The 22,556-nt window shown below is 67.1% G+C and carries 23 protein-coding genes; 9 read left to right on the top strand and 14 right to left on the bottom strand.

Annotated elements, in window-relative coordinates:
* Positions 1-5: 5 nt before the first annotated feature.
* The 14 genes from A4X16_RS18290 to A4X16_RS09390 all read right to left on the bottom strand — a co-directional run bounded on the left by A4X16_RS18290 (position 6) and on the right by A4X16_RS09390 (position 10,914).
* Positions 6-989, bottom strand: coding sequence for a hypothetical protein (locus A4X16_RS18290; RefSeq protein WP_231880320.1), 984 nt, complete (start codon positions 987-989; stop codon positions 6-8).
* Between the two features lie 55 nt (positions 990-1,044).
* A complete protein-coding gene (locus A4X16_RS09450) occupies positions 1,045-1,653 on the bottom strand; it encodes a hypothetical protein (protein WP_067119843.1) in 609 nt (202 codons plus the stop codon).
* Positions 1,654-1,661: 8 nt separating this feature from the next.
* Positions 1,662-2,072, bottom strand: coding sequence for a pilus assembly protein TadG-related protein (locus A4X16_RS09445; protein ID WP_067119840.1), 411 nt, complete (start codon positions 2,070-2,072; stop codon positions 1,662-1,664).
* Entirely contained in the window at positions 2,069-2,518 is a 450-nt protein-coding gene (locus A4X16_RS09440) for a hypothetical protein (protein ID WP_067119837.1), read from the bottom strand. Before A4X16_RS09440 ends, A4X16_RS09445 begins: the two co-directional genes overlap by 4 nt.
* The gene (locus tag A4X16_RS09435; protein WP_082914386.1) at positions 2,518-2,928 is read right to left on the bottom strand and encodes a TadE/TadG family type IV pilus assembly protein; all 411 of its coding nucleotides are present in this window, start codon (positions 2,926-2,928) and stop codon (positions 2,518-2,520) included. The genes A4X16_RS09440 and A4X16_RS09435 overlap by 1 nt, the downstream gene beginning before the upstream one ends.
* Before the next feature lie 14 nt (positions 2,929-2,942).
* Positions 2,943-3,137, bottom strand: a complete 195-nt coding sequence (locus A4X16_RS09430) for a hypothetical protein (RefSeq protein WP_067119834.1) — start codon at positions 3,135-3,137, stop codon at positions 2,943-2,945.
* Between the two features lie 100 nt (positions 3,138-3,237).
* The gene (locus A4X16_RS09425; protein WP_067119831.1) at positions 3,238-4,119 is read right to left on the bottom strand and encodes a type II secretion system F family protein; all 882 of its coding nucleotides are present in this window, start codon (positions 4,117-4,119) and stop codon (positions 3,238-3,240) included.
* Entirely contained in the window at positions 4,116-4,985 is an 870-nt protein-coding gene (locus A4X16_RS09420; protein ID WP_082914385.1) for a type II secretion system F family protein, read from the bottom strand. The genes A4X16_RS09425 and A4X16_RS09420 overlap by 4 nt, the downstream gene beginning before the upstream one ends.
* 1 nt (position 4,986) lies before the next feature.
* The gene (locus A4X16_RS09415) at positions 4,987-6,558 is read right to left on the bottom strand and encodes a CpaF family protein (RefSeq protein ID WP_067119828.1); all 1,572 of its coding nucleotides are present in this window, start codon (positions 6,556-6,558) and stop codon (positions 4,987-4,989) included.
* A complete protein-coding gene (locus A4X16_RS09410; RefSeq protein ID WP_067119825.1) occupies positions 6,555-7,385 on the bottom strand; it encodes a hypothetical protein in 831 nt (276 codons plus the stop codon). The genes A4X16_RS09415 and A4X16_RS09410 overlap by 4 nt, the downstream gene beginning before the upstream one ends.
* 5 nt (positions 7,386-7,390) lie before the next feature.
* Positions 7,391-8,083, bottom strand: a complete 693-nt coding sequence (locus A4X16_RS09405) for an SAF domain-containing protein (protein ID WP_067119823.1) — start codon at positions 8,081-8,083, stop codon at positions 7,391-7,393.
* A gap of 5 nt (positions 8,084-8,088) precedes the next feature.
* A complete protein-coding gene (locus tag A4X16_RS09400) occupies positions 8,089-8,709 on the bottom strand; it encodes a hypothetical protein (protein ID WP_067119821.1) in 621 nt (206 codons plus the stop codon).
* Between the two features lie 2 nt (positions 8,710-8,711).
* Positions 8,712-9,386: a ParA family protein gene (locus A4X16_RS09395; protein WP_082914384.1), complete on the bottom strand. Its 675-nt coding sequence runs from the start codon at positions 9,384-9,386 to the stop codon at positions 8,712-8,714.
* Positions 9,387-10,149: 763 nt separating this feature from the next.
* Positions 10,150-10,914: a hypothetical protein gene (locus A4X16_RS09390; protein WP_067119819.1), complete on the bottom strand. Its 765-nt coding sequence runs from the start codon at positions 10,912-10,914 to the stop codon at positions 10,150-10,152.
* Positions 10,915-11,226: 312 nt separating this feature from the next.
* Here A4X16_RS09390 and A4X16_RS09385 point away from each other — a divergent pair, with 312 nt between their 5' ends.
* The 9 genes from A4X16_RS09385 to A4X16_RS09350 all read left to right on the top strand — a co-directional run bounded on the left by A4X16_RS09385 (position 11,227) and on the right by A4X16_RS09350 (position 22,545).
* Positions 11,227-11,454: a hypothetical protein gene (locus A4X16_RS09385; protein ID WP_067119817.1), complete on the top strand. Its 228-nt coding sequence runs from the start codon at positions 11,227-11,229 to the stop codon at positions 11,452-11,454.
* Positions 11,454-12,452, top strand: a complete 999-nt coding sequence (locus A4X16_RS09380; RefSeq protein ID WP_067119816.1) for a conjugal transfer protein — start codon at positions 11,454-11,456, stop codon at positions 12,450-12,452. Before A4X16_RS09385 ends, A4X16_RS09380 begins: the two co-directional genes overlap by 1 nt.
* An 18-nt stretch (positions 12,453-12,470) precedes the next feature.
* On the top strand, positions 12,471-12,797 hold the full coding sequence (locus tag A4X16_RS09375) for a hypothetical protein (RefSeq protein ID WP_067119814.1): 327 nt from the start codon (positions 12,471-12,473) through the stop codon (positions 12,795-12,797).
* 9 nt (positions 12,798-12,806) lie between these two features.
* A complete protein-coding gene (locus tag A4X16_RS09370; protein ID WP_067119811.1) occupies positions 12,807-13,388 on the top strand; it encodes a hypothetical protein in 582 nt (193 codons plus the stop codon).
* A 55-nt stretch (positions 13,389-13,443) separates the two neighbouring features.
* Positions 13,444-15,975 (top strand): ATP-binding protein, encoded by a 2,532-nt coding sequence (locus A4X16_RS18285; RefSeq protein WP_231880319.1) that lies wholly within the window; start codon positions 13,444-13,446, stop codon positions 15,973-15,975.
* Positions 15,972-18,029, top strand: a complete 2,058-nt coding sequence (locus A4X16_RS09360) for a hypothetical protein (RefSeq protein WP_067119805.1) — start codon at positions 15,972-15,974, stop codon at positions 18,027-18,029. Before A4X16_RS18285 ends, A4X16_RS09360 begins: the two co-directional genes overlap by 4 nt.
* An 8-nt stretch (positions 18,030-18,037) precedes the next feature.
* The gene (locus A4X16_RS09355) at positions 18,038-19,282 is read left to right on the top strand and encodes a M23 family metallopeptidase (protein WP_067119802.1); all 1,245 of its coding nucleotides are present in this window, start codon (positions 18,038-18,040) and stop codon (positions 19,280-19,282) included.
* Positions 19,283-19,405: 123 nt separating this feature from the next.
* Positions 19,406-20,011 carry a hypothetical protein gene (locus tag A4X16_RS17805; protein WP_131494144.1) on the top strand — a complete coding sequence of 202 codons (606 nt, stop codon included), beginning with the start codon at positions 19,406-19,408 and terminating at the stop codon, positions 20,009-20,011.
* Between the two features lie 419 nt (positions 20,012-20,430).
* Positions 20,431-22,545, top strand: coding sequence for an FtsK/SpoIIIE domain-containing protein (locus A4X16_RS09350; RefSeq protein ID WP_165875514.1), 2,115 nt, complete (start codon positions 20,431-20,433; stop codon positions 22,543-22,545).
* Positions 22,546-22,556 lie beyond the last annotated feature (11 nt).

The following is a 22,556-nucleotide window of genomic DNA, read 5'->3' as shown; positions in this document are numbered from 1 at the left end:
TGGGGTCAGGGGACGATGACGGTCTGCAGCTCGTTGACCTCGAGGTCAGCGGCGCTGTTGGTGGTCAGGTTGATGGTGCCGCCGGGGCCGGCCAGTGAGGTCCACGTCACTGTCCAGTTGGTAGTGGCCGTGACGATGAAGCGGTCGCCGGGCATCCGGCTCGACGTGGTCGTGTATTGATACCCGCAGGTGGGCGACGTCGTCATGCCGTAGCCGACGTTGTACGGGGTGCCCGTGTTGCCACAGGTGGTCGATGAGCCGTCACCCATCTGCCACCGGACGGACGTTGCCTGAGCAGTCGCGGTGATCGTCTGCCCGCCGAGCGTCGCCGTCTCCGAGTAAGGGCCCCAGGTGAGCGGCTGGGGGTTCTCCACCCAGAGCCAGATCGGGACGCCGACGTAACCGCGGCGGTGGCCCCACTCTGGGTTGACTTGGGGCGCCATGCCGATGTCGATGCCTCGCAGAGCGAAGGTGGAGATCAGCCTTTCGGCTGCGGCGCCGGGGGTGAGGACCTGCAGCCCGGGAGGAACAGTCTCGCTCCAGAAGTTGGTCTCCGTGCCCACACCCGGCGATCCCCCCGGTGTGGGGTTGAACATGATGCAACCGTAGTAGCCCGCCTCCTGCGAGTAGCCAGGGGGGCGTGCAGGCCAGACACCGTCCTTCATGAAGACGTAGCACTGGCGATTGTTCGACCAGTACGACGTCGAACCACCACAGTCGATGATCGCGTAGAAGCGCTGGTAGCTTCCGCCGTCAAAGACACGGATCTCGTCCTCAGTCCAACCCAGCTGCAGGAGGCCGGATTGGGAGTTTTCGTAGTAGCAAGTAGGGGCACCAGCGGTCCACCCGTTGCTGTCCGGGTTCGGTGCTGGATCCGAGGGTGCCGCGATCGTGATGTAGCAGACGGTGGTCTGGGGATCGCACCACACGCCATTCGCTGCGCTGGCAGGAGTGGTCATCGCCATGACCGATCCCGCGATCAATGCCATCGCGGCGATGGTGGCAGTAAGTAGTCGTCTCAGCATGCGATCTCCCGAGCCACAGTCAGCAGCTCTCCCCCAGGCTGATCAGGTCGTAGACCAGCCAGGTCTGACGCTCGCTGTCGTAGATCACCTGGTAGTCGAAGGTGGTCCGAGCGTCGGGACGTAGAGCTTCCGACCCATCACTCGCGAACACCTTGTATTCGCTCGCGTCCTGGCAAGCATTGATCGTCACCAGACCGTTCTCGACGTCCTCCCACGGCTGCCCGTAAGCCGAGAGAGTCTCGTACTTGATCGCGCCCTCAGTAGTTGCCGGGCCTTCGACATTGACCTGGTCGACGTTGAGAACCGGGCCCTCCGCGACGTATGCCGCATCCCTTACAGCAACGTCTAGTGCCTTGCCGGTCGCGAGTACTTCGAGAGAGGAGGTATCGGTACCTCCCGCCGCGTTGACTTCTCCGCGTGCGACCAAGTACTCAGTCAGGACGGAATCTGCAGCTGCGATCGCCTCGTCTTCGCTCGCAGGAGGCGGAACTTTCGTGCCGGCGGTAGACGTCGGCGTAGGGGTGTTGCTGGGGCTAGCGGTGGGGTTCGGGTTGCCGGTGCCCGTGCAGGCGGTCAGCGTCAGGGCGGCGGCGATGATGCCGGCGATGGCGATGCGCTTGATGCTCATGGGGGCTCCTATTGGGTGATCAGCTCAGCCGTGGCTGTGGCTTCGACGGGGAAGGCGATGGGGATGAAGACGGGACTGTAGTCGGTCAGGACGGTCACGGTGATCCGGTCGCCTGCGACCGAGACGTTGCCGCCGACTCCTGCTGCGGAGAGGTAGCCGTTGGCCGCGGTGACTGCCCGGTTGGTGTCGATCGCGGTGGTGCCGTCGATGATCGCGGCGCCGCTGACGGCGTTGGCTGCTGCGCGTGAGGCGCCGGCTGCGGTGGAGTAGGCCTGCTGGTTGGCTTGGACCTTCCCTGCGCCGTCGACGACGAGGCCGACGATCAAGAGGAAGCCGACAGTCATGATGACGAAGTAGATCGTCGCGACGCCGCTGTCGTCGCGGAGCTTGTCGCGCAGCTTCTGGATGGTGTTTCTCATCGGCGCTCCCTGTATGCGTCGACGGGCGAGACGGCGGTGCCGTTGAGGTCTCGGGTACCGGGCATCCCGATCATGGCCGCGTCGCTAAGGGCGACCGTGCAGGTAACGCTCGCGCTGACCTGGCCGGTGGTGCCGATGGGGGCGTTCAGACCGGATGCGTCGATGTTGACGCTGAGGGTGGTGCACTCAACGCCAGACTGGTTCATGGAGATCCGCGCCATGTCTTCCGCTGCGGCCTGGGCTTCGACGGCGGAGCGGGCGAGGGATGCTTCGCGCGCGGCAGCTGAGGCGGCGGACTCGACGGCGTTGCCGGCGAGTCCGAGTCGGCCGGCGGCTGCGAGCAGGACGAGCAGCGCGACGAGCGCGGGAGCGAGGATCGCGATCTCGAGACCGGCGGATCCGCGGTCGTCGCGGAGCTTGTCGAGGAAGGTGCGGATGTGACGCATCAGTCGACCCACCTTTCGACGGGTCCGGTCACGGTGACGTCGACGGCCGTGTTGAGGCCCGGGACGAAGCTGGGGGCGGTGCCGGTGACAGTGACGGTCACGGTTTCCGCACCGCGGTCGACGTCGACGGCGGCGCCGCTGATCGGGGTGCCGTTCTGGTTGATGACGGCGAGGCCGGCGGTCGTGCCGTCGCTGCTGCTGGCGTTGTACGAGCGCGCGGCGTTGTAGGCGCTGGTCGCTGCAGCGTGAGCGAGGTTGTTGGCGTGGAGGATGATGCCCAGGTGCAGGAAGAGCGCCAGCAGGAGCAGCAGCACGGGGGCGATGATCGTGTTCTGCAGCGTGGCCGCACCCCGATCACCGGCGAGCGCGTGGAGCATGCGCTGCCGGTGATCGGTGGTGGTGCGATCCATCTGCGAGTGGCCTTTCAGCCCGTGGGGATCTGGCCGGCGTAGGCGTTGATCGCGGCGACGATGATCACCACGACGGCGACTGCGGCGACTGCGATGCCTGCTGTCCAGATGACCTGCTCGAGGGTGATCGAGCCGCGCTCGGGCTCGTTGGTCAGGCGAGCCGCCCGCCCGCGCATGCGGGAGAGGAACTCTTTGCTCAGTGTCGACATGTGGTCCTGTTTCCTTTCACTTGGGGGTTGGGTGGTACTCGGTCTAATAGGTATAGGCCCCGGTTTGGGTGGTTCGCGGACATCGGTGGATTCCAACGTCTCAGAAGAATGCGTCGAGGACGAAGGGTGTTCCGAGGAGAAGCATGAAGAGAACACCTGTGAGCGTCATCGGGATCGTCATCTTGTTGGTCGCCTTGTTCGCCTCCGTTGCTTCGTCGTTCAGCAGTCGGTCGCGGAGGTTCTGCCCCCGTGCCCTGAGTGTCTCATATACCGACGCGCCTTGCTCCCCTGAGAGCCTGATCACCTTGGCAATTTCGCCGAGGTCGGGGACGTTGATTTCCTTGGAGAGCTGCTCGAGCGCGTCCCACGGGGCTACGCCGGCGTAGCGAGCTTCGGTGAGGGTCTGGCGGATCCGCACGAAGGCCCAGTTGCGGCCGACCTGCGCTGCGGACTCGAGGGCTTTCCCGGGAGGGGCGCCGCTGATGCGCTCGGATCCCACGAGCTCCATGTAGACGGCGACGGATCGGGAGAACTCGGTGCGTGCTTCCTGTGCCTGGTCGCGGACGAGGAGGTTGGGCAGGAACCAGCCGCCTAGGGCGAGCGGAAGTCCGAACAGCGCCGGGATGTAGAACGCGGTGATTCCGAGCACCTGGAAGATGAGGCCGAAAGCGATGGGTGCGAGCAGCCCGAGACTTGCGGAGAGCACCTTCTGGTACAGGTACCGGTTGACGCTCATTCCGATCAGTCGCAGGTCGGTGCTCGGGATCTTGAACGAGGGGCTGTCGCTGAATCGTCGGAGCACAGCTGATCCGACGCGGTTCTCGAAGGTAGCCGCGTGGGCGGTGTCCTGGGAGACGCTCGTGGTCCCGATCCGCTCGAGGGCGGCTGAGAGTCGTGGCTGGGTGGGGACGAGCGCTGCGACGACTAGGGCGAAGCCGAGGCCGACGAGGATGCCGGGCAGCACGATCAGGGCGAGGTTCACTTCTCACCAGCTTTCTCAGTGGGGACGAGCAGACGGGGCGCCGGTTCACCGCGGCTGATGCGCCGCATCCAGAGGAGGACGAGGGCGTAGGAGACGAGGTAGACGGCGAACAGGACTTGCCCGATCGGGGTGCCGTAGGGGGCGGAGTACTGCTGAGCGAGGACCAGGAGGATCAGCAGCGCGACGGTGAAGTAGACGACGAAACGGGCTTCGTTTCGAGGCGTGGCCCGGTCGGCTTCGATCTGCCGGCGCATCTTGACCCGCTCGAAGATACTCTTCGCGAGATCCTCGAGCGCGGCTGCGAGACCGGAGCCGCGCAGCTCGGCCTTGCGGAGCAGATGCATCACCAGGACGTCGGCGGTTTCGTCGTTGAGGTCGTCGGCGAACGCCTGCAACGCCGCGGTGGTTGTCCAGCGCGCATTCATGCGGGCGACCAGCTGCGTGACCTGGGGCCTGATGGGTTCGGGGCAGCTGCTCAGCGAGGCAGCGATCGTGCGCTCGAGCCCGGCGCCGGAGACGGTGAGACCGGCAAGGCTGCGGGTCCATGACTCGAGGGCATCGAGCTTGGCGATCGTTGCCTCCTCGGGGCCCTTCTGCAGCAACCAGGGCAGCCCGACCGCGGCCGCGGGGACGGCGAGAACCAGCAGCCACCACCCGGTGATGAGTGCGAAGACGAGGCCGACTGCAGCGCCACCGAGGAGCTGGATCTGCTGCGTCCGCGTCAGCTGGTGGGTTCTCCGTGCTTTCAGCGCCCGGCGGGTGGGCAGGCCCGCCTCGTTGCGGCGGCCGGCGAACCCCAGGATGACGAGGATCGCGCCGGCGACGGCGACGATGAGGCTCAGGGCGAGTGTCGCGTTGGTAGCCATGTCACACTCCGAGGTTGCTGGGGTCGAAGCCGTGGAACTTGAGATCCTCGAGCAGTCGGGGAGACGGCATGTCCGCGGGGATGAGAGTGGTGGTCGACCGGTCGAAGCGGAACACCTGAGAAGCGACGGGCCGGGAGTTGTTCTGCTCCTCGCCCGGCAGAATCTCTGCGATTTCGGTGACGATGCGTCGAGGCTTCCCGGTGGCCGGGTCGATGATCTTGGAGATCTGCACGACGATCTTGATGTTCTGCTCGATCATTCGGTAGGCGTACACCGGGGTCGTGTTGTTGCCGCGGGAGAGCATGAGCGCGGACATGCGGTCGATCGAGTCGTCGGCGCTGGCGGCGTGCAGAGTGGACAGCGAGCCCACACCGGACTGCATGGCTTGCATCATGGCGTAGATCTCGGGCCCGCGGACCTCACCGACGATGAATCGCTGAGTATCCAGCCGCAGCGTGTCGTACACCAGGTCTTCGGGCGTGATCTCGCCGGGTAGGCGACCATCGGCGCCACGCTCCCCCTCCCCCGGCTTCGCCTCGAGGGCTACGACGCGGGGGTGACGGTCCTTGATCTGGTGCAGGTACAGCTCCCGCTCCATCTCGATCGTGACGATCTTCTCATCGGCCGGGATGCAGTCGGCGAGGGCGCGGAGAAGGGTGGTCTTGCCGGCACCGGGGAATCCGCTGGTGACCACCGAGACGCCGGCGATGACGGCGGCACGAAGGAACGCTGCAGCCGGGCGGGTAAGGGTGCCGTGCTCGACGAGCTGGTCGAGGGTGACGTCGACGAGGCGGTGGATACGGATGACGATGGTGGGCCGTGTGGCGACGGGCTCGGCGATCGCCGCCAGGCGGGCACCGCCAGGCAGATCCATGTGCAGGCGCGGGCGCGCGCTGGTGAAGGACCGGCCGCCCTCGCCGGAGCGGGAGGCGAGCATGTTGATCTCGCGCTCGAGCTCGCGGTCGTTCGCGGCGATGGGGTAGCCGTACTTCTCCACTCGCCCGTCCGCGTAAGAGATCCAGACATCGTCGTATCCGTTGATGTGGATGTTCTCGACGCCGGGCTCGTCGACGAGCGGCTGCAGCCGGCCGAGCCGGAACAGCTGATCGAAGACGGCCTGCCGGATGGCGTTCTGCATCGGCGCTTCCCAGCGCTGCTCCCCCGGCCGACGGGTCTGCTCGTCGACGCGGGCACGGACGCGGTCGACGATGTGATCCTGAGCCATCTGCTCGCGCTGCTCGTTGTCGATGTCCATCGACTCGCTGAACACGGCAGCGAGCTCGCGGGAGACCTCGTCGCGGATGATCGCGATCTCGTCCCACGGAAGGTCGCTGCGGGAGTCGAGGGTGGTGTCGAACACGGCGGGTGCCGGCGGCGGTGTGGGCGTGGCGGTGGTCGGTGGGCTGGGCGGAGCGGTCGCTTCCGGTGCCTGCCGCTGCGCGGCGCGAGTGAGGCGTGCAGCGGCGTGCTCGATGTTCGGAAGGCCGGGGGCAGGCTGCTGCGCGGGCCGCGAGGGCTGAGCGAAGAACGGCAGGCTGCTGAGGTCGGCGGGGTCGGGCGTGGAGTCGCTCATGACTGTGCCTCCCAGTTGTCGGCGGTCGAGTAGGTACGGGTGTTGAGCACGTCGCTGTAGCTGTGCAGCAGGGCGCCGATAGCTCGTGCGTAGGCGGTGCGGTCGCCGCGCGCCGTGGGGGCTCCGAGGGCGTAGATCGCAGCTCCTCGGGGATCCCACGGGATGGTGCCGAGGAGGTTGATGCCGATCTGCTTGGTGACCTCCTTGACCGGCCAGGTCTCCTGTGTGGTCGCGCGTTCGACGAGGGCGAGGTCCACATATCCGCTGTGGCCGATGTCGTTGAGGGCTGTCATCAGCCACTCCGGGACAGGGTTGTGGTTGTCGTCGAGGGAGCGCCAGTGGGAGAGGATGCTGGCCACGGCGGGGAGCGTGCGGTCGGAGAACAGGGTGATGCTGTCGGCTTCGCGGATCAGCGGAAGGCGGGCGTCGTTGGTGTGGAGGCGCCCGCCGTCGATGAGGATGTCGTAGCCGGCGGCTTCGTAGGGGCGCAGCGCGTCGACGAGCGATCGCCAGAAGTGCGCTCCGGCTCCGGCGGCGCCTTGGAGGCTCTTGAACCCGGGGATCAGCACCTTGTTCTCGCTGATCTCGACGGTCTGCTCCCACAGCTTGTCCGGCGTGAGAGCGCCGTACTGGTCGGCGACGGCAGCTTCGGTGAGACCGGTGCTGTGGTACACCTGGCCGCGCAGTGCACCCGGGATGATGCTGCTGGTCTTGCTGGTGTCCGCCTCGACGAGGATGGCGGGTTTGGGCCAGTTGAGAGCGAGCGCGCAGGCAGCAGCGGTCACGCCTGGGGCGCCGGCTGTGCTGGCAAGGAAGATGATCGCCATGCGGGTTACTCCCCCGTCGAGTCGATGATCAGCGCGACGCGGCCGGTGGCGGCGCGTGCGGCGATGTCAGGCGCTTCCCGGTCAGGCACGATGAGGTCGACAACCCACACCTGGGTCTCGGCGACGTAGGTCGCGGTGAAGACCGTGGCGTCGAAGCTCTGCGGGGTTTCGACGGGCGGGTCGCCCTGGGTGACCGGGGTCTCCACGATGCGGACGTTATCACCGGCGGCGAGCTGGTATCCGGGCATCTGCGCCTGGGTGAGCGTCACTCCGACGATGGATGATCCCTCAGGGACGGGGAGGGTGTCGCCGGTGTTGGCGGACGTGATGAGCGTGCCGGCGGGAAGGTCGACCAGCGCGGTCGTGCCGACGATGTCTGCAGCGTCGGCCGCGGTGATCGCGTCGACCTGCTGCCCGCCAGCGAGCTGGATGGTGGTGAGGTCCTCGGTGGTGATGGTCTCGCCGCGGGCGATGTCGGTGTCGGTCGCCATCACGCTGACGGTGCGGGTGAGGTTCGTGGTGACCCACCAGACTCCGACGCCGCCGAGTAGAGCCAGGGCGACGCCGAGAGCGATGAGAACAGGCCGGCGCCGTGACTGGGTGGGTCGCAGAACTGCGGCCTGTCGGGCGGTGGGCTGTTCGGTCGTCTCAGTGTCCTTCTGGGTTCGCTTGGACTTGCGGTCGGTGGTGGTGGTCATGGTTCTCAGCTCTCGTTGATGGGCGGAAGGAATGCCTCGTAGGCGGTGATGATGAGGAGATTGCGGGAAGGTGCCTTGAGCTCGGCGGTGATGGAGTCCAAGACCTTGCGGTTAGTGGGGCTCACCCGCACGGTGTGCTTGATGCGGGGTTCTCCTGAGCTCACCGGCGCGGGTCGGCTGGGTCGGGCGAACAGGGATGCTCGCTCCTGCGGTTCCTCGGCGGCGTCACCGGAGGTCGCCTTCTCGATGAGCTCGGGCAGCTGGTGGTAGGTCGCCTCGAGCGCGTCGAGGAGCACCGTCTGGTGGCTCTTGCGGGTCTTCGTCATGTAGGCCTGCAGCCGGTCGTTGAGCGAGGTGGGCAGGTGTACGGGAACGCCCTTGCTGGCCGTTTCGCGGGACTCCCCCGCTGCGGCATCGGAGTCCCCCGGCGTCGAGTCGGCGACAGGCTGCGTTTCGCGCTTTCGCGGCGCCGGCGCCTTCGGCTCGCTCGAGACAGCAGCTGCGGGAGCGGTGGCCTGCTCGGGGGCTTCGTTGCCCTGTGCCGTGTCGTCGAGCTCTGCGGTGTCGGCTGCCGGCGTCGGCGCAGGCGTCTTGCGGGTGAGCTTGGTGAGATCCTGACGAGCCATGATCAAGCGCCCTTCTTCTGGTTGGCCCACAGCGACGTCAGCTCGAAGGCGACGCTGCTGTAATCGAAGATCGCGGCCTGGTTGGCTCGCGTATCGGTGTACTGCGTGACGACTTTCCCGTCGAAGGGCGCGTCCTCGACGCTGGCCGACAGACGGATGTGGTTCTTGAACCGGGGCAGGCCGGTGACGCCGTCGATGAACTCCCCACGGTCGAGCAGCTCTTCCCAGTCCTCGAGGCGCCGGCCCCCACGGCGCCGGTCGATTTTGTTCAGCAGGAGCCGGTAGTCAAGGCCAGCCGGTAGGACGTGTTCGACGAGGGTGTCGGTGACAGACTCGATCGCCATGGTCGCGGCCTCGAGCGGCAGCACGACGAAATCAGAGACGCGCAGGACGGCGGAGAGAACACCGGTGTTCTCGTGACTGCCGGGGGTGTCGATCAGGACGACGTCGTAGTCGTCAAGGTTGCGCAGTCCGATGATGTTGTCGGGGTCGACGTCTGCGGCGAAGTCGAAGGGAAGGTTGTCCCCCGCTCGCTCCGCCCATCGCGCAGCTGACTGCTGCGGATCGACGTCGACGACGATGACGTTGTTTGCGCGGGCGAGTGCCGCTGCGAGGTTCATGGCGGTGGTGGTCTTGCCGACCCCGCCCTTCTGACCGACGACGGCGATGATCCTCACGAGAGGCCTCCGACGCGGGAGTGTGCATCCGCTGTAGCGGCGCTATGCGGACGGGAGCTATGCGCAGGGGCTGCGCGATGCGTGTGCAACATCAGCGGGTACATGGGCGCAAGTATAGCGTGACATTCACGCCAATATGCAACAACTAATGCGCATGTCGTCCGCACTAATTCCGCTATAACGTGCACAGGTGTGGTGATCGACCGGCGCGCTACTAGCACAAGAACAGCGCTACGCATCCGCCAATCAAGCGCATGAGACTGCGCACAGCACGCGCTGATAATGCGAAGGGGTAGCGCACGACGTTGCACTCGTATAGGCGCAAGAGTTGCGCAGATATAGCGGAAGTACGGCCATGTACTAGCGCAGCGGGAGCGCAATACCAGCGGAGATATCGCGAGCATGCGGCGACGGATATTGCACGGAGTATTGCGCCGGTTATTGCATGCTTCGAGCACGAGCCTTGCGGCCGGTGCATCGAGCTTATCGCCAGAGTGGAGCGGGGTGCATGCTGCGGGTGTGGCGTGGGTGAAGCGTCGGGCCGCTACGAGTGCCCGGCCCGAGCGGGGTGAGTGCGATGCGACGGGGATCATCAGGATCGAATGCACCCTGAGAGCCGCTGTAGCGCCCGCTGAGAGGATTTTGACCATGGATCCGAGTCTCTGGTGCCGTAAATGGGCGACAGAGCCCCTGGGGGCCATCCAGGGGCTCTGTCAGTTCGGGGAGTCTGAGGGTGGCGTTGCGTAGCTAAGGCGAGTGGCGCTCAGCTACGGCGGGGTGCGTAGGAGACCTTTGCCTCGAGGTCACCGGAGACGGCCCGCATGAGCTTCGTGCGGATGCGGCAGACGCGACGGTTGAGGGTCTCGCGGGAGACGCCCAGCTCGTCGGCTGCGGCATCCCGGGCCGCACCGGGGTCGCCCTCTGCGAGTTCGATGCGCGCGAGAAGCTGGACCTCGTCGCGGCGCAGCACGTTCGCGTCGATCGCCCAGGTGAGGATCGTGACCAGATCGCGGAAGACGTCGTCGGTCTCGTCGGCGCCGGCGATCTTCTCGAGGACCTCGTCCTCGACGGCGAGTGCGTCGACGCTCGCCTCGCTGCCATAGGCGCGTCCCAGCGCCTTGATCGTCTCGAGCCGGATGTTGCCGGAGACCGAGCTGACGCGGTTCAGCGGGTAGGTGTGTATGACTTCCCAGAGCACGCCGATCGTCGCGGTGCGTGCATCGGCGGGGGAGTGGTGCCACATCGACCGCATGGCCGAAACGCTCGAGGGGAGTCGCAGTGCCAGAGGCATGAACGACTTGAGGAGCACTCTGCCGGCGAAGGTGTCGCCGGCGTGCTCGAGGCGGAGCAGGGCGATGAGGACGGCGTCTCGCTCGTCGTTCATCTGGGGGTGGCGGATGAGGGCAACGGCCTCGTCGCCGGTGAGCTCGCCGAGCTCCCCGAAGTGGTGGGTGGTGTGCGAGTGGATGGCGTTCCACTCGTCGAACAGCTGATCGGCAAGAGGTGAAGTCTTCGCCCAAGCAGTCATGAGAAATGGCCCTTCGTCGTGACGTCGGTTGACGAAGGGCCACGTTCCTCAGCACCCCTGGTTCAGATCCTGGAAAACCGTGCGGGGCCGTGGGCGCCTCTCAGGACGACCCGTGTGCGGCCTCCTGTTCCAGGTCTGGAAAAGCCGGTAAAACACCAGGCCACAAGCATTTCCTTGCCTTGCTGTACGTCCGCAATATCCGCGCAAGAATTCTTCGTCCTGCGATGTCCGCGAAGGGCCCGAAGTCGGGCCTATACCCATATGCCACCCCGATCTGGGTGGAGGACACAGGGTCTTCGGAAGGGACAAGACGTGAGCGAGAGCAGCACCGCGGACGACGCGATGTGGGAAGGGTTCAAGCCGGATGCGGCACGCGCCATCCGCGCTCGGCAGGGCTTCGAGGAGGCGGTGGCGGGGACGCTTGATCGTCCCTTCGACCCGTCTACCCACGGCCGCGTGATCGCTGCTGTCGAGGAGTTGCGTGATGCCGTGCCCGCAGCGTTGCGGGTTGCGCAGCTGCAGCCGAGAGGGGGTGCGTGATGGTTCGTGAGAAGCGTGAGAAGACGCCGAAGGAGGCGAAGCAGAAGCGGGTTCCCGAGGCCAAGGGCAGCAGCTGGACGCATGGCCGGCAGATGGGTGGTCGAGTGCTGACGGCTGCGCTATTCGTGGCGATCGCCTGCGGCCCGGTGGCGCTGTTCGCTGCAGCGACCCGCCCTCCTGCCGTGGTGGCCGCGTCGACGCAGGCGCAGGTCGCCGGGCTCGATGCACAGCAGCAGGCTGCCGGCGACTACGCGCTCGGCTTCGTGGGCTCTTGGCTCGGCGCGACGAAGAGCGAGCCGGGCGACCTGGGAACCTACGTCGACCTCGGATCACTGCGGCAGATGTCGGACCAGCCGTGGGAGTACCGCGACCTCGGTATCGCATCCATCACCCCCGTCGAGGGGACGAGCTTCGTCAACGTCGTCGTCGCCGCCAACGTCAAGGAGCTCGCCGTGAGCGACTCGTCGGACGGGAGCACCACGGCGTGGCCACGTCGCTACTACCAGGTTGCGATCGCGGTCGGCAGCGACGCTCTGCGGGCTGTGGGGCTGCCGGCGCAGGTCGCCGCTCCTCTGCAGGGGTCCACGACTGCTCTGGTCTACAACCAGTCGATCAGCTCGTCGGATCCCGCGGCGGAGACGGTGAGCGCGTTCCTTGGGGCGTACCTGGCAGGATCCGGGGATCTCTCCCGTTACAGCGCACCTGGTACGGACTTCACGGCCGTCACGCCGGCGCCCTACGTCAACGTAAGCGTCGAGGAGCTCCGCTCAGACGTGATGCCCGAGGACGTTCCCTCCGATGGGTCGACCGTGAAGGTGCTCGCCACCACGACCCTGATGAGTCCCCTCGAGCAGCAGCTGACGTCGACGTACTCGCTCACCCTCACCGCGCGCGCCTCCCGCTGGGAAGTCAGCGCCATTGATCTTGCACCGCAAGCGGCCTCCGAGAGGTCGGCCACACCCACCCCCACGCCGACGCCTACCGGCTCCGGCAAGTAACGAAAGGAAAGCCCCCTCATGGGATTCTTCGACTGGATCAACGGGATCGTCGCTGACGGCACGACCGCCTTCCGAGGCCTCGTCGTCCTGGTGGCCGCGATCGTGTTCTTCGTCGTCGCCGCCAAGGTGAAGTTCGCCGTGGCGACGACGATCATCACCGGCCTGCTGTGCGGGTTCGCGATGTTCCTCGCTCTCGGCGGCGGCGAATGGGTCATGACCCTCATCCAGGGTGAGACCGTCAACGCCCTGGGTACAACCGTTCACCAGATCGCAGCGCCGGATGTGCTGGTGCTCGACGAGAGCATCACCGCGACCGGCGACGCGGTCTATCGGCTGAGCGCTTAAGGGGCAGCTGTGGCCGAGCACGACGAAGAGAGAGAGGTTGCGCGGTTCTACACGCGCAGCCGCCGGTTCCCGAAGTTCATCGGCCGTCTCCACGACGGCACGAAGATCCCCGGGGGCCCCTACACGCTGACCCAGGGAGTGGTCCTCGCGATCGTCCTGGTCGGCGCGCTTCTGACGCAGCGAGTGTGGGGGACTGGCTCTCCGATCGTCGACATCCCCCTCGCTGCCGCCGTGTCCTGGGCTGCAGCATGGGGAGCCGGACGGATCCCCGCCACGCGCCGGAACATGCTCAGCGTGATCAGCAGCGGCCTCGCCGCGATGACACGCCCCGCTGCGGGCCGGTACCGCGGGACCACCATGCGGGTCCGCCCACCGCACTTCGCGGGAGGCAAGACCACGATCGCCGAGCCTGTCACGGCCACGCTCGCCCTCAACGAGGACATCACCACAGCACCCGAACCGGCAGCACCCGTTGCGGCGCAGCCGGTGACCCCGCAGCGTTCGACGCCGCTGCCCGCCCGTACACCCGCGCATGCGGTCAGCGGCGTCGAACGGCTGCTGCAACAGGCCCGAGGAGGGGATGGGCGATGACCGAGACCTCACCCGCTCCCCTCACCGAACCGACCGACTGAAAGACGAGACGACGATGCAGATTCCCGCGACAGCCATGACAGCCAACCTCATGTGGACGCGCTCGGGCGTGGTCTGGGCGACGTGGCGGCTGCAGCCGCTTCCCTACGCCTACGGCACCGCCGCGACCAAGCAGCTCGTCAAGGCCCACCACCAGGCCCTCTTCCAGGCCCACCGCGGCGAGGGGCTCCTGCTCGGCCTGTGCGCGGATCTGGACCCTGTCGCCATCGTCGAGCGCATGCTGGACGGTGTTCGCATCGACGAGTGCCCCGACTGGGCGCGAGAGGTTGAGCTGACCCTGGACGCGCTCGAGCAGATCCCGCTCGGAACACGCGCGTTCTGGTTCTCCGTACCACTGGCGGCAGGATCCGTGAAGGCTCGTGCGATGTCCGCACTGCGGGCAGCGGACACCAAGCTGCGCGACAGCCTCGCGCTGCCCCGACAGCTGCCGTCCGACGCCGAGATCGCAGCAGTGGCTCAGATGGCGAAGGAGATCGAGGTCCGCATCCCCTCGGCTTTCCAGCCGACTCGCGCAACCCCGGCCGAGCAGATCTGGATCGCGCTGCACTCACAGCAGCGCGGCCTCGCCGTCGACACCGCCGCACCGGTCCCGCCGGCACAGGGAGCTGACGACGACGGCTTCACCGCCGATGACCTCGCACATTTCCAGATGCCATCCTCGATGCCCAACCCCTGGATCGACGAGGGCGGGCAGAGCGACATCAACCCGAAGTCCGGGCAGCAGTTCCTCCCGTTCAAGCGCCGCTACGTCAAGGTGCACAGCCCCTACGCCGACGAGGCGTCCTCCTACCAGGTGATCCAGGCGCTCGTGGGAGCGCCCAAGGCCGGCTGGGTCTCTCCCGGGGTGGAGTGGATCTCGCACGTCGACCAGCTCCCCCTCGACGTCGACTGGGCCGTGCGGCTGACCGTCACCGGCGCCGACGAGGTCAAGCGCCGCAACAAGAAGGCCGAATCCGCGCTCGAGGAGCAGTACAAGCACCAGGAGGGAACCGCCACCATCACCGGCGGCGGCAACGACCTGGGCGAGATCGCGGAGACCCTCGCGGCGTACCACGCCTCGCTCAACCGCTCGGACAAGGAGGTCGAGGTACAAGCGACGATCCTGCTCGCAGTCGGCGCCGACAGCGCCGACCTCGCCAAGGCGAAGGCCCGGTTCGTCGCCGACGAGTACAAGCGCGCAGACTTCCTCCTCGAGGCTCCGCTGGGAGGTCAGGAAGAGCTCTGGTGGGCGATGCTCCCCGGCACCGCCACCGGCCGCATCGTCCGCGAGCTCACCCAGATCACCACCGGCCGCGAATTCGCCACCAGCGTCCCCCTGGTCAGCAACGAGCTCGGCGACGAGAAGGGCGCCCGATTCGGCGAGAACATCTCGACGGCACGGCACACCCCGATCCTCCGAGACGCAGACGGCAGCATTCAGGCAGACACCAGCGCCAGCTTCGGCGTCGTGGCAGAGCTCGGCGCCGGCAAGAGCGTGCTCCTCAAGTGCGACATGGGCGACACCGTCGACCGCAACGGCCGCGTCGTCGCGATCGACCGCACCGAATCCAAGGAGTACGCGACCTTCGCGCAGAGCCTGCGCCCCGACACCACCACGATCGTCGACCTGATGGCCCCGGAGTACTCGCTGGACCCGCTGCGCGTCTTCGGGCCCCGTGTGGGTGCGCGCATGGTGCAGAGCCTCTTCGCGGTCATGCTCGGCATCCGCGCCCGCGACTCCCGCGGTGTCGCTCTGTCCCGGCTGCTCGAGCCGGAGTACGTCGCCGCCCACGACATCACCAGCCTCGGCCGGCTGACCGCGCACCTCAAGAGCATCACGTCCCCCGAGAGCGACGAGCTCGGCGGGCTCATCAACCTGGTTGCCTCCAAGGACATCGGCGAAGTGCTCTTCGACGACGGGCTGCCCGCCGTCAACCTGGACTCCCGCGCGATCGTGTTCCTCACCCACGGGCTGTCGCTGCCTGACAAGACCGAGCTCGAGCACGCGCACCTGTTCGACGAGATGCCCCTGGAAAAGATCTACGGCCGCGCCATGTACGCGATGCTCATGGGGATCTCGCGCGAGGTCTGCTTCATGAACCCGCGCGAGCTCGCCGGCGCCTACTTCGACGAGACACACCACATCACTCAGTCACCCGAGGGTGAGCGAGACCTGCGCATCGGGATCCGCGACGGACGCAAGCACCGCGCCTACTTCGCCCTCGGCTCTCACGACCCCGCCGACTTCGGAGAGACGCAGACCCGCGGTCTCCTCAAGACCCGCTACGTCATGCGACAGACCGACAAGGATCTCGCCCGTCGTGCGATCGAGTGGCTGACTGGCGAGCCCGCCGACGCAACCATGGTGAAGGTCGTCACCGAGGATCTCTCGCCACTGGGCCCGGATGGAAAGGTCGCCGCCGACCGGCGCGGCGAGGGCCTCGTGCGTGACCAGCGCGGCCGGATCGGGAAGTTCCGCAAGACTCTCCCCGAGCGTCCCGACCGCCGCGAAGCCGTACTGTCCACGCCGTCCTTGGTGGCACCATGATCACCTTCTACCGGCATACCTTCGCAACCCTCGGCGGCGCGTTCTGGCGCGTCCGTTTCTGGGCACACGAGCACCCTTGGTGGACCCGCATCCTCGCCGTCGTCTTCGTCGACGTGTTCCTGATCCTGTTCGGCAACACGTACTGGGCCTATGCCGCAGACGGCGCCGGCGCGGCACCGTTCCTGCTCGGCGGCGACATCACCGACAGCGGGGGAGTACCGCTGTCCTCCTACACGGTTCTCCCCCTCGATCGCGGCGACATCTTCAACTGGGGCAAGGCCTTCATCGCCGCATGGCTGGACCCGATCTGGACCGGGCACCTGGGCTTGGTGTCGTGGATGATCTGGTTCTGCAACTGGCTGCTGTCCTTCGAGTGGGTCGGAGTGATCGCGGCTCCCTTCGGGGCACTGGCCGACGTCGTCGAGGGGTTCCTGGGCGAGATCAACTGGATCCCGTTCGCACTGATGATCGCGGGCGGCATCGCCGGCATCGCGATCATGCTCGGCCGACACTCCACCGGGTGGGCAGAGATCGTGATCTCCGCGACGTGCGCCGTCCTCGCCACCGGCCTCCTCGCCAACCCCGTCGCCAGCCTCACCGCCGCCGGCGGCGCCCTCGACACGGCGCAGGACTACGGCGGGCAGATCGCCGCGGCCGTCGTCAGCGACGACATCAACAACACCACCCTCGACTCCGAGAACATGCTCAGCGCGGCAGTGTCCTCTCAGCTGGTCGACATCTTCGTGAAGATCCCCGCCCAGACGATCGCCTTCGGCCACGCCCTCGAGGGAGCCTGCGCCAGCACGTTCACCGAGACGATGACCAGTTCCGCGCCCATCAACACCGGTGGCAACGAGGTCCGCGACGCCGTCGGCGCCTGCGACGAGGCCGCGAAGACGTACAACCAGAACCCCAACTTCGGCCAGGTGGCCACCGCGGTCACGATGACTCCCGGCGCCCTGGCGCTGTTCCTCCTGCCGATGGCATTCGGGGTGCTGTTCCTGGTGACGGTGATCGGCTTCCTCATCGCAGCCCTCAAGACGATGTGGAACGTCTACATCGGCATCCTCCCGATCAACCGCTACCCGCTGTGGAAGTCCCTCGCGGACACCTTCATGGGGCTGGTGGCGATCGTCTTCATGGCCGTGGTGATGGCTGCCGTGCTCAAGCTGACCGTCGCCATCATCACCGGTCTGAGCGGACTCGGGATCCCGGTCGTCGCGCAGATGGGATTCGCGACGCTGGTGATGTGCGTGCTGGTCTTCATGCTCGTCCGCGCGAAGCGAATGGCGAAGAAAGCCGGGCGGTCGATGGCCGAGCAGCTGTCAAAGTTCGGCATGGGCAAGGGTGGCGCCGCCGAACGGGACGGCGTCAAGGCCGTCGCAGCGATGAGTGCGGTGTCGACCGTCGCGGCCGCGGCGCTGCGCCGCCCCGACCGGAACATCGACGCCCGCTCGATCAACTTCGGCCCTGCCGCGGCGCAGGACATCGGCACAATGACCGCCACGCGCGCTCCTGCGCCCTCCACGCCGCCCGTGGCGCCCCCCGGAGGCTCCTCTGGCCGCGCGGCGCTGCCGCCGTCTCAGCGCGGCCCTGGTGGGGCAGGAGCGGCAGGGGCTGCAGCTACGGCCTCCAAGACCGCAGATCTCATCTTCACTAGTGCGCGCATTGCCAAGGGCGCGGCCGCCGGCGGCGTCGCAGGAGCTGCCGGCGCAGCCGCGATCGAGGTCGGAGGCCGGGTGGCGCAGAAGAGCGCCGGCAAAGCGATCACGGCCGGTGCCTCCGCAGTACAGGGCGGATCTCACCGGGCAGCCGAGGAGCCCCGGACGACGTCGACGAAGGTTGTACCGCTGGTGGTGGAGCCCACCCCGCCGACGCGAACCCCGCGGACGCCGGACGCGCCCCGCCGGATCGTCGTGGATTCGACTGGCATGGGACACATCGAGCGTCGTCCGGTCGGGGGAGTCGTCGACATCTCCTCACTCGCGGCACGCGGAGCTCGTTCGCCGCGCAGCGCCGAGCTGCGCAGCCGGCTCGCCATCACCCGGGGGTGAGCTGACGGATGTCCACCACCCTCGAGCGGCCCGCCGCGCCCAGTGACTTGCCTGGCGTCGACGCGGAGGGCGAGCCCCGCGGTTCGCGCAAGGTCATCCTGTGGGTTGTCGCCTTGATCCTCGTGCCCGTGGTGCTCTTCGGCGGCTACACCATGTTCATCATGGTGCTGCTGGGCAGCAGCATGGGTTCCGGATCTGGCGAATGCACCACCACGGGAACATCGCCGACGAGCTCGCTCGAGGTAGAGACCACCGGAGGCTCCAAGCGCACCCTCGGACCCACTGAGCTCAACCACGCCGCAACCATCCTCTCGATCGCGCGTTCCCTCGGCGTCTCGGTCAAGGGCCAGCAGATCGCGATCATGACCGCGCTGCAGGAGTCGGGGCTGAAGATGTACGCCAACTCGAGCGTGCCGGCATCACTGGACTACCCACACGATGCAGTTGGCAGCGACCACGACTCCGTCAACTTCTTCCAGCAGCGCGTCTCCGGGTGGGGAACCGTTGCAGAGCTCATGGACCCGACCTACGCCACCAAGGCGTTCTTCGGTGGCCCCGAGGGCCCCAACCAGGGCTCACCGCGCGGCCTGCTGGACGTTCCTGGGTGGGAGAGCATGCCGCTCGGCAAGGCCGCGCAGACCGTGCAGGTCTCGGCCTACCCCGATGCCTATGACAAGTGGGAGACGGCCGCACAGCAGATCATCACCGCGGTCGGAGGCTCGGTCAGCTGCGAGGGCGGCACCGTCGTCGGACAGGCTGCCTACCCGATGGATCCCGGCTACCAGATGACGTCCGGCTACGGCCCCCGTGAGGTCACGGTGCCGGGCGCCTCGAGCTGGCACGCCGGCATCGACCTGCAGCAGTGGCCCGGGCCGTGCGGCGACCCCGTCTACGCGGTCCTGCCTGGCACGGTCACGCTGAGCAGCACGTTGTGGCTGTCGATCCGGCACCCAGACGGGTTCACTGTGAGCTACCTCCACATGTACAAGAGCGAGCGCCTGGTCGACGTCGGCGACGAAGTCACCGCCGGCCAGCAGATCGGCGTCACCGGCAACGTCCCACCGAGCGGTGGCTGCCACTTGCATCTGGCTGTCAGCACCACGGGCAACACCAACCCCGCGGTCGCGCAGCTGACCACGGCCGGCTCTCTCGGTGCGCCGGCAATGTACGCAGACTTCGTGAACCCCGAGGAGTTCCTGCGGCTTTACGGCATCGAGGTCTGCCCCGCAGACGGGACGTGCCGGCGGCTCTGACCCCCCTGGAAACAGCGGGAATGCGGGCCGGAAAGCACACGCGGCCGCAACGCCGACAGGTATGGTGAGGGAACCCGACGCCCCTAGAAACCGGGGCAACTCATCATTTCCAGTCTGCGATTCGTGCCAACAAGAGACGTCAACGCCGCCGAAGAACCCCCGCGCCCCGCTGGCCGAGCATCGGCCACTGGGTATCGCTCGTTCTCGTACTTCATCCCCACCGCGCTGCACACGCGGCTCAAAGCCGCGTGGTGGGCGACGCGGGACGAGGCTGAGGGCGCTCCCTCTCTGGCGGGCCTCGTCGAGGTCGCCTTTGCGCGCGAGGCATGTCGCCTCGAGGAGACCTTCAACGGTGGCGAGCCCTTCCCGTCATCCCCGGCTCGCGCGCAAGGGGTGAACCCTCGGGGTGCCACCGGGTACGCCCATCAGGCGTACTACCTTCCCGTCGATCTACACGCCCGGCTCAAGGCCGCGTGGTGGGCGACGCGGGACGAGGCTGAGGGCGCTCCCTCTCTGGCGGGGTTGGTCGCGGCATCCTTCGAGCGTGAAGCGGATCGGCTCGAGCATCTCTACAACGAAGGAGCGCCCTTCCCGCCGGCGCCGGCGCGAGCTCGAGGGATCAGTCGTGCTGCAGCGCAGCGGCAAGGGGACTGGCTACGCGGTGAATGGGAGCGGCGCCGGGAGATTCAAGCGCAGCGCTCGAGCACGCCATCCGACGTCGACGAGTGATCCACGCTGCCCGCTGAGGCAACGATGACGCCGATCTCGGCGTGTGCGTGGCGATGTTCCGCTGATATGCGCCGCGATATTGCGCCATAACTGCGCGACCTCGACGTCTGGAAATAGCTACAGGGGGGAGGGGTTCAGCCCGTGCCGACAACCGTGCCTGCGGCAGAACGCCGTTCGGGCTGATCCTATCACCCGTGTCAAGCGGGGGGCATGCGCGATGGTTGCGTGGGTATTGCGCTGATGCGCGTGACGATCGAGCGCTACACCCCTCCGCCGCCGTGTTGAGCGAACTCGCTTCGGGAGGGACATCACGAGTGCGGCACGCGGGATGAGAACCGTTGATGTCCGCGAAGGGAGCGAACGCAGGCCTATACCTCGCAGAGGGCCGTGAAGAGCGCGACCCCACCAGGAGGTATCGAATGGCAACTCGTGTGGCGAACCGTCCGCCGGCACGGCCGACTGCGCCGGCCGTGACCGCGCTCGGCGTCCTGCCCCGCCGGCAGCTCACTGGGATCATCCCCGCACTGTTGGCTCTCGCGATCGCGACGGCTGTCACCGGCCTCAACACTGTCCGCCCCTTCACCAACCTCGTGCCTCTCGTATGGGTGGGGGCTGTGGTGCTGGCTGCGGGTTCGATCGTCGCGGGAGTGCGAGCGTTCCAGCGCGCCGGTCGGATGGATCCCGCCATCGAAGCGCTGCTTCCTCTGCTGGGCGCCTCTCAGCCCACGCGCGCTCTGGTGGAACCGGTGAAGTGGACGCGCGGGTGGGTCGGCGTCCCCGAGCGCATCAAGATCCGTTGGGCCTCCCACGTCGACGACACCGACCCTCGCTTCGTCGACCAGATCCTCGCCGGGCTGAGTCGCCGGCTCGGAGTGGAGTACCGAGTGCGCAAGCACAACTCCCGTCGCTGCTGGCTTGTGGTGGAGATCGCGCCGGAGACGGACCCCGTCTCTCGTGAGCAGCAGCGAGCGATCGAAGTGATCAAGCAGGTTGTGGATCCGTCCGCGACGGTGTCGGTGACGAGCGCCGAAGACGGATCGGTGTCCAAGATCGAGGTCAAGCACAACGTGGGACCGAAGATGGCGATCGCCGCACGTCGCTCGTCGATCGAGAAGGTCGTCTCGTCGATGCTGCCCGGACGCTGGCGTGCCCGATGGGACCTGGAGGGAGACAAGATCCTCTTCGAGGTCCGCCCGAACATGCCGGACATGGTGCTGCACGAGGTCACCCCCGCCGCAGCTCTCACCCACTCCGCCTACAAGGGGTTCAAGATCCCGATCGGCGTCGACGAAGACGGCGGGGTCCAGCATTGGCATCCAGCGGTCTCGCCGCACTGCCTCGTCATCGGCGGAACCGGCTCCGGTAAGACCAGCTTCCAGCACACCGTGCTGACGCACCTGACTCACGCGCACTGGCGGGTGTGGGTTCTCGACGGAAAGCGGATTGAGTTCGCCGGCTTCCGGGACTGGCCCAACGTCGAGCTCGTCGGCGCCCGGGTCGAGCACCAGGTGCGGATGCTGCACGCCGCACACGAACTCATGGAACAGCGGTACTCCCAGCTCGAGAACGGAACGGCTCGCCTTGAGGACTTTGACCCGCTCGCGCTGATCATCGACGAGTACGCCACCTTCAAGGCCCGAGTGCAGCGCTGGTACAAGACCGTCAAGCCGAAGGGCGCGCCGGCTCAGGCGCCCGTCCTGGATCTCCTCTCCGATCTCGCCCGCCTCGCCCGCAGCGCGAAGATCCACCTTCTGCTGGGTCTGCAGCGCCCCGACGTCGAGTTCCTCGGCGGTGAGATGCGCGACAACTTCGGCGCCCGCGTCAGCTTCGGTCGACTCTCCCCACAGGGCGCCAACATGATGTGGGACTCCTTCGCGGTCGGCGTAGCCATCCCCCGCAACAAGCGTGGTCGCGGTGTCACCCTCAGCGGCGAGTCGGTGCCGGTCGAGATCCAGGCGTTCTACACGCCAGACCCCGCCAAGCTCGACTCCACCGACGAAGCGGACTGGAAGCACCTGGCTGCGCTGCGCCCGGAGATCCCCGACTACAGCCGGATGATGGTGAAAGACCCCGAGCCGATCATCGGCGACGACGGCGAGGGCGAGGAGCTCGAACCGGACTACTACGAGTGGGCCGGCGCCGAGATCGTTGAGTGGGATCCCGCGGCCGCGGCCGCGCGCCTCGAGACGATGCGCCCGGGGAACGTCACCCTGCTGCCTTCCCGCACTGCCGTCCGATTCGTCCCGGAGCCCGTCGACGAGGACGCCGTCGACGATGCGGTCGACGGCGACGGCGACGGATACGGCGAAGCGATCGACGGGCCCGCGGTCGAGCTCGAGGTCGGAGACCTGCTGCAGACCGACGAGAGCCTCGGCATGTGGGGCGTCGTCGAAGGCGTCGAGAACGACGTCCTGGACGATGAACAGCTCGCCATCGAGTACCGGGATCTCGAAACCGGGGAAGAGGGGCTGCTGACCATGTCGGACACCCAGGTCATCACCTACCGCCGTCCCGACGTCGCGGCCGGCCACTGACGAAAGAGAGG

This window comes from Microbacterium sp. H83 (genome assembly GCF_001650405.1).
GTDB lineage: Bacteria > Actinomycetota > Actinomycetes > Actinomycetales > Microbacteriaceae > Microbacterium.
Note: the sequence above shows the minus strand (reverse complement) of the source record. Positions and strands in the feature narration are given on the sequence as shown.

Bases quoted from the DNA above. Each gene is read 5' to 3' on its own strand.
- A4X16_RS18290 (WP_231880320.1), bottom strand. From the start codon at position 989: ATGGCATTGATCGCGGGATCGGTCATGGCGATGACCACTCCTGCCAGC.
- A4X16_RS09450 (WP_067119843.1), bottom strand. From the start codon at position 1,653: ATGAGCATCAAGCGCATCGCCATCGCCGGCATCATCGCCGCCGCCCTG.
- A4X16_RS09445 (WP_067119840.1), bottom strand. From the start codon at position 2,072: ATGAGAAACACCATCCAGAAGCTGCGCGACAAGCTCCGCGACGACAGC.
- A4X16_RS09440 (WP_067119837.1), bottom strand. From the start codon at position 2,518: ATGCGTCACATCCGCACCTTCCTCGACAAGCTCCGCGACGACCGCGGA.
- A4X16_RS09435 (WP_082914386.1), bottom strand. From the start codon at position 2,928: ATGGATCGCACCACCACCGATCACCGGCAGCGCATGCTCCACGCGCTC.
- A4X16_RS09430 (WP_067119834.1), bottom strand. From the start codon at position 3,137: ATGTCGACACTGAGCAAAGAGTTCCTCTCCCGCATGCGCGGGCGGGCG.
- A4X16_RS09420 (WP_082914385.1), bottom strand. From the start codon at position 4,985: ATGGCTACCAACGCGACACTCGCCCTGAGCCTCATCGTCGCCGTCGCC.
- A4X16_RS09415 (WP_067119828.1), bottom strand. From the start codon at position 6,558: ATGAGCGACTCCACGCCCGACCCCGCCGACCTCAGCAGCCTGCCGTTC.
- A4X16_RS09410 (WP_067119825.1), bottom strand. From the start codon at position 7,385: ATGGCGATCATCTTCCTTGCCAGCACAGCCGGCGCCCCAGGCGTGACC.
- A4X16_RS09405 (WP_067119823.1), bottom strand. From the start codon at position 8,083: ATGACCACCACCACCGACCGCAAGTCCAAGCGAACCCAGAAGGACACT.
- A4X16_RS09400 (WP_067119821.1), bottom strand. From the start codon at position 8,709: ATGGCTCGTCAGGATCTCACCAAGCTCACCCGCAAGACGCCTGCGCCG.
- A4X16_RS09390 (WP_067119819.1), bottom strand. From the start codon at position 10,914: ATGACTGCTTGGGCGAAGACTTCACCTCTTGCCGATCAGCTGTTCGAC.
- A4X16_RS09380 (WP_067119816.1), top strand. From the start codon at position 11,454: ATGGTTCGTGAGAAGCGTGAGAAGACGCCGAAGGAGGCGAAGCAGAAG.
- A4X16_RS09375 (WP_067119814.1), top strand. From the start codon at position 12,471: ATGGGATTCTTCGACTGGATCAACGGGATCGTCGCTGACGGCACGACC.
- A4X16_RS18285 (WP_231880319.1), top strand. From the start codon at position 13,444: ATGCAGATTCCCGCGACAGCCATGACAGCCAACCTCATGTGGACGCGC.
- A4X16_RS09360 (WP_067119805.1), top strand. From the start codon at position 15,972: ATGATCACCTTCTACCGGCATACCTTCGCAACCCTCGGCGGCGCGTTC.
- A4X16_RS09355 (WP_067119802.1), top strand. From the start codon at position 18,038: ATGTCCACCACCCTCGAGCGGCCCGCCGCGCCCAGTGACTTGCCTGGC.
- A4X16_RS09350 (WP_165875514.1), top strand. From the start codon at position 20,431: ATGGCAACTCGTGTGGCGAACCGTCCGCCGGCACGGCCGACTGCGCCG.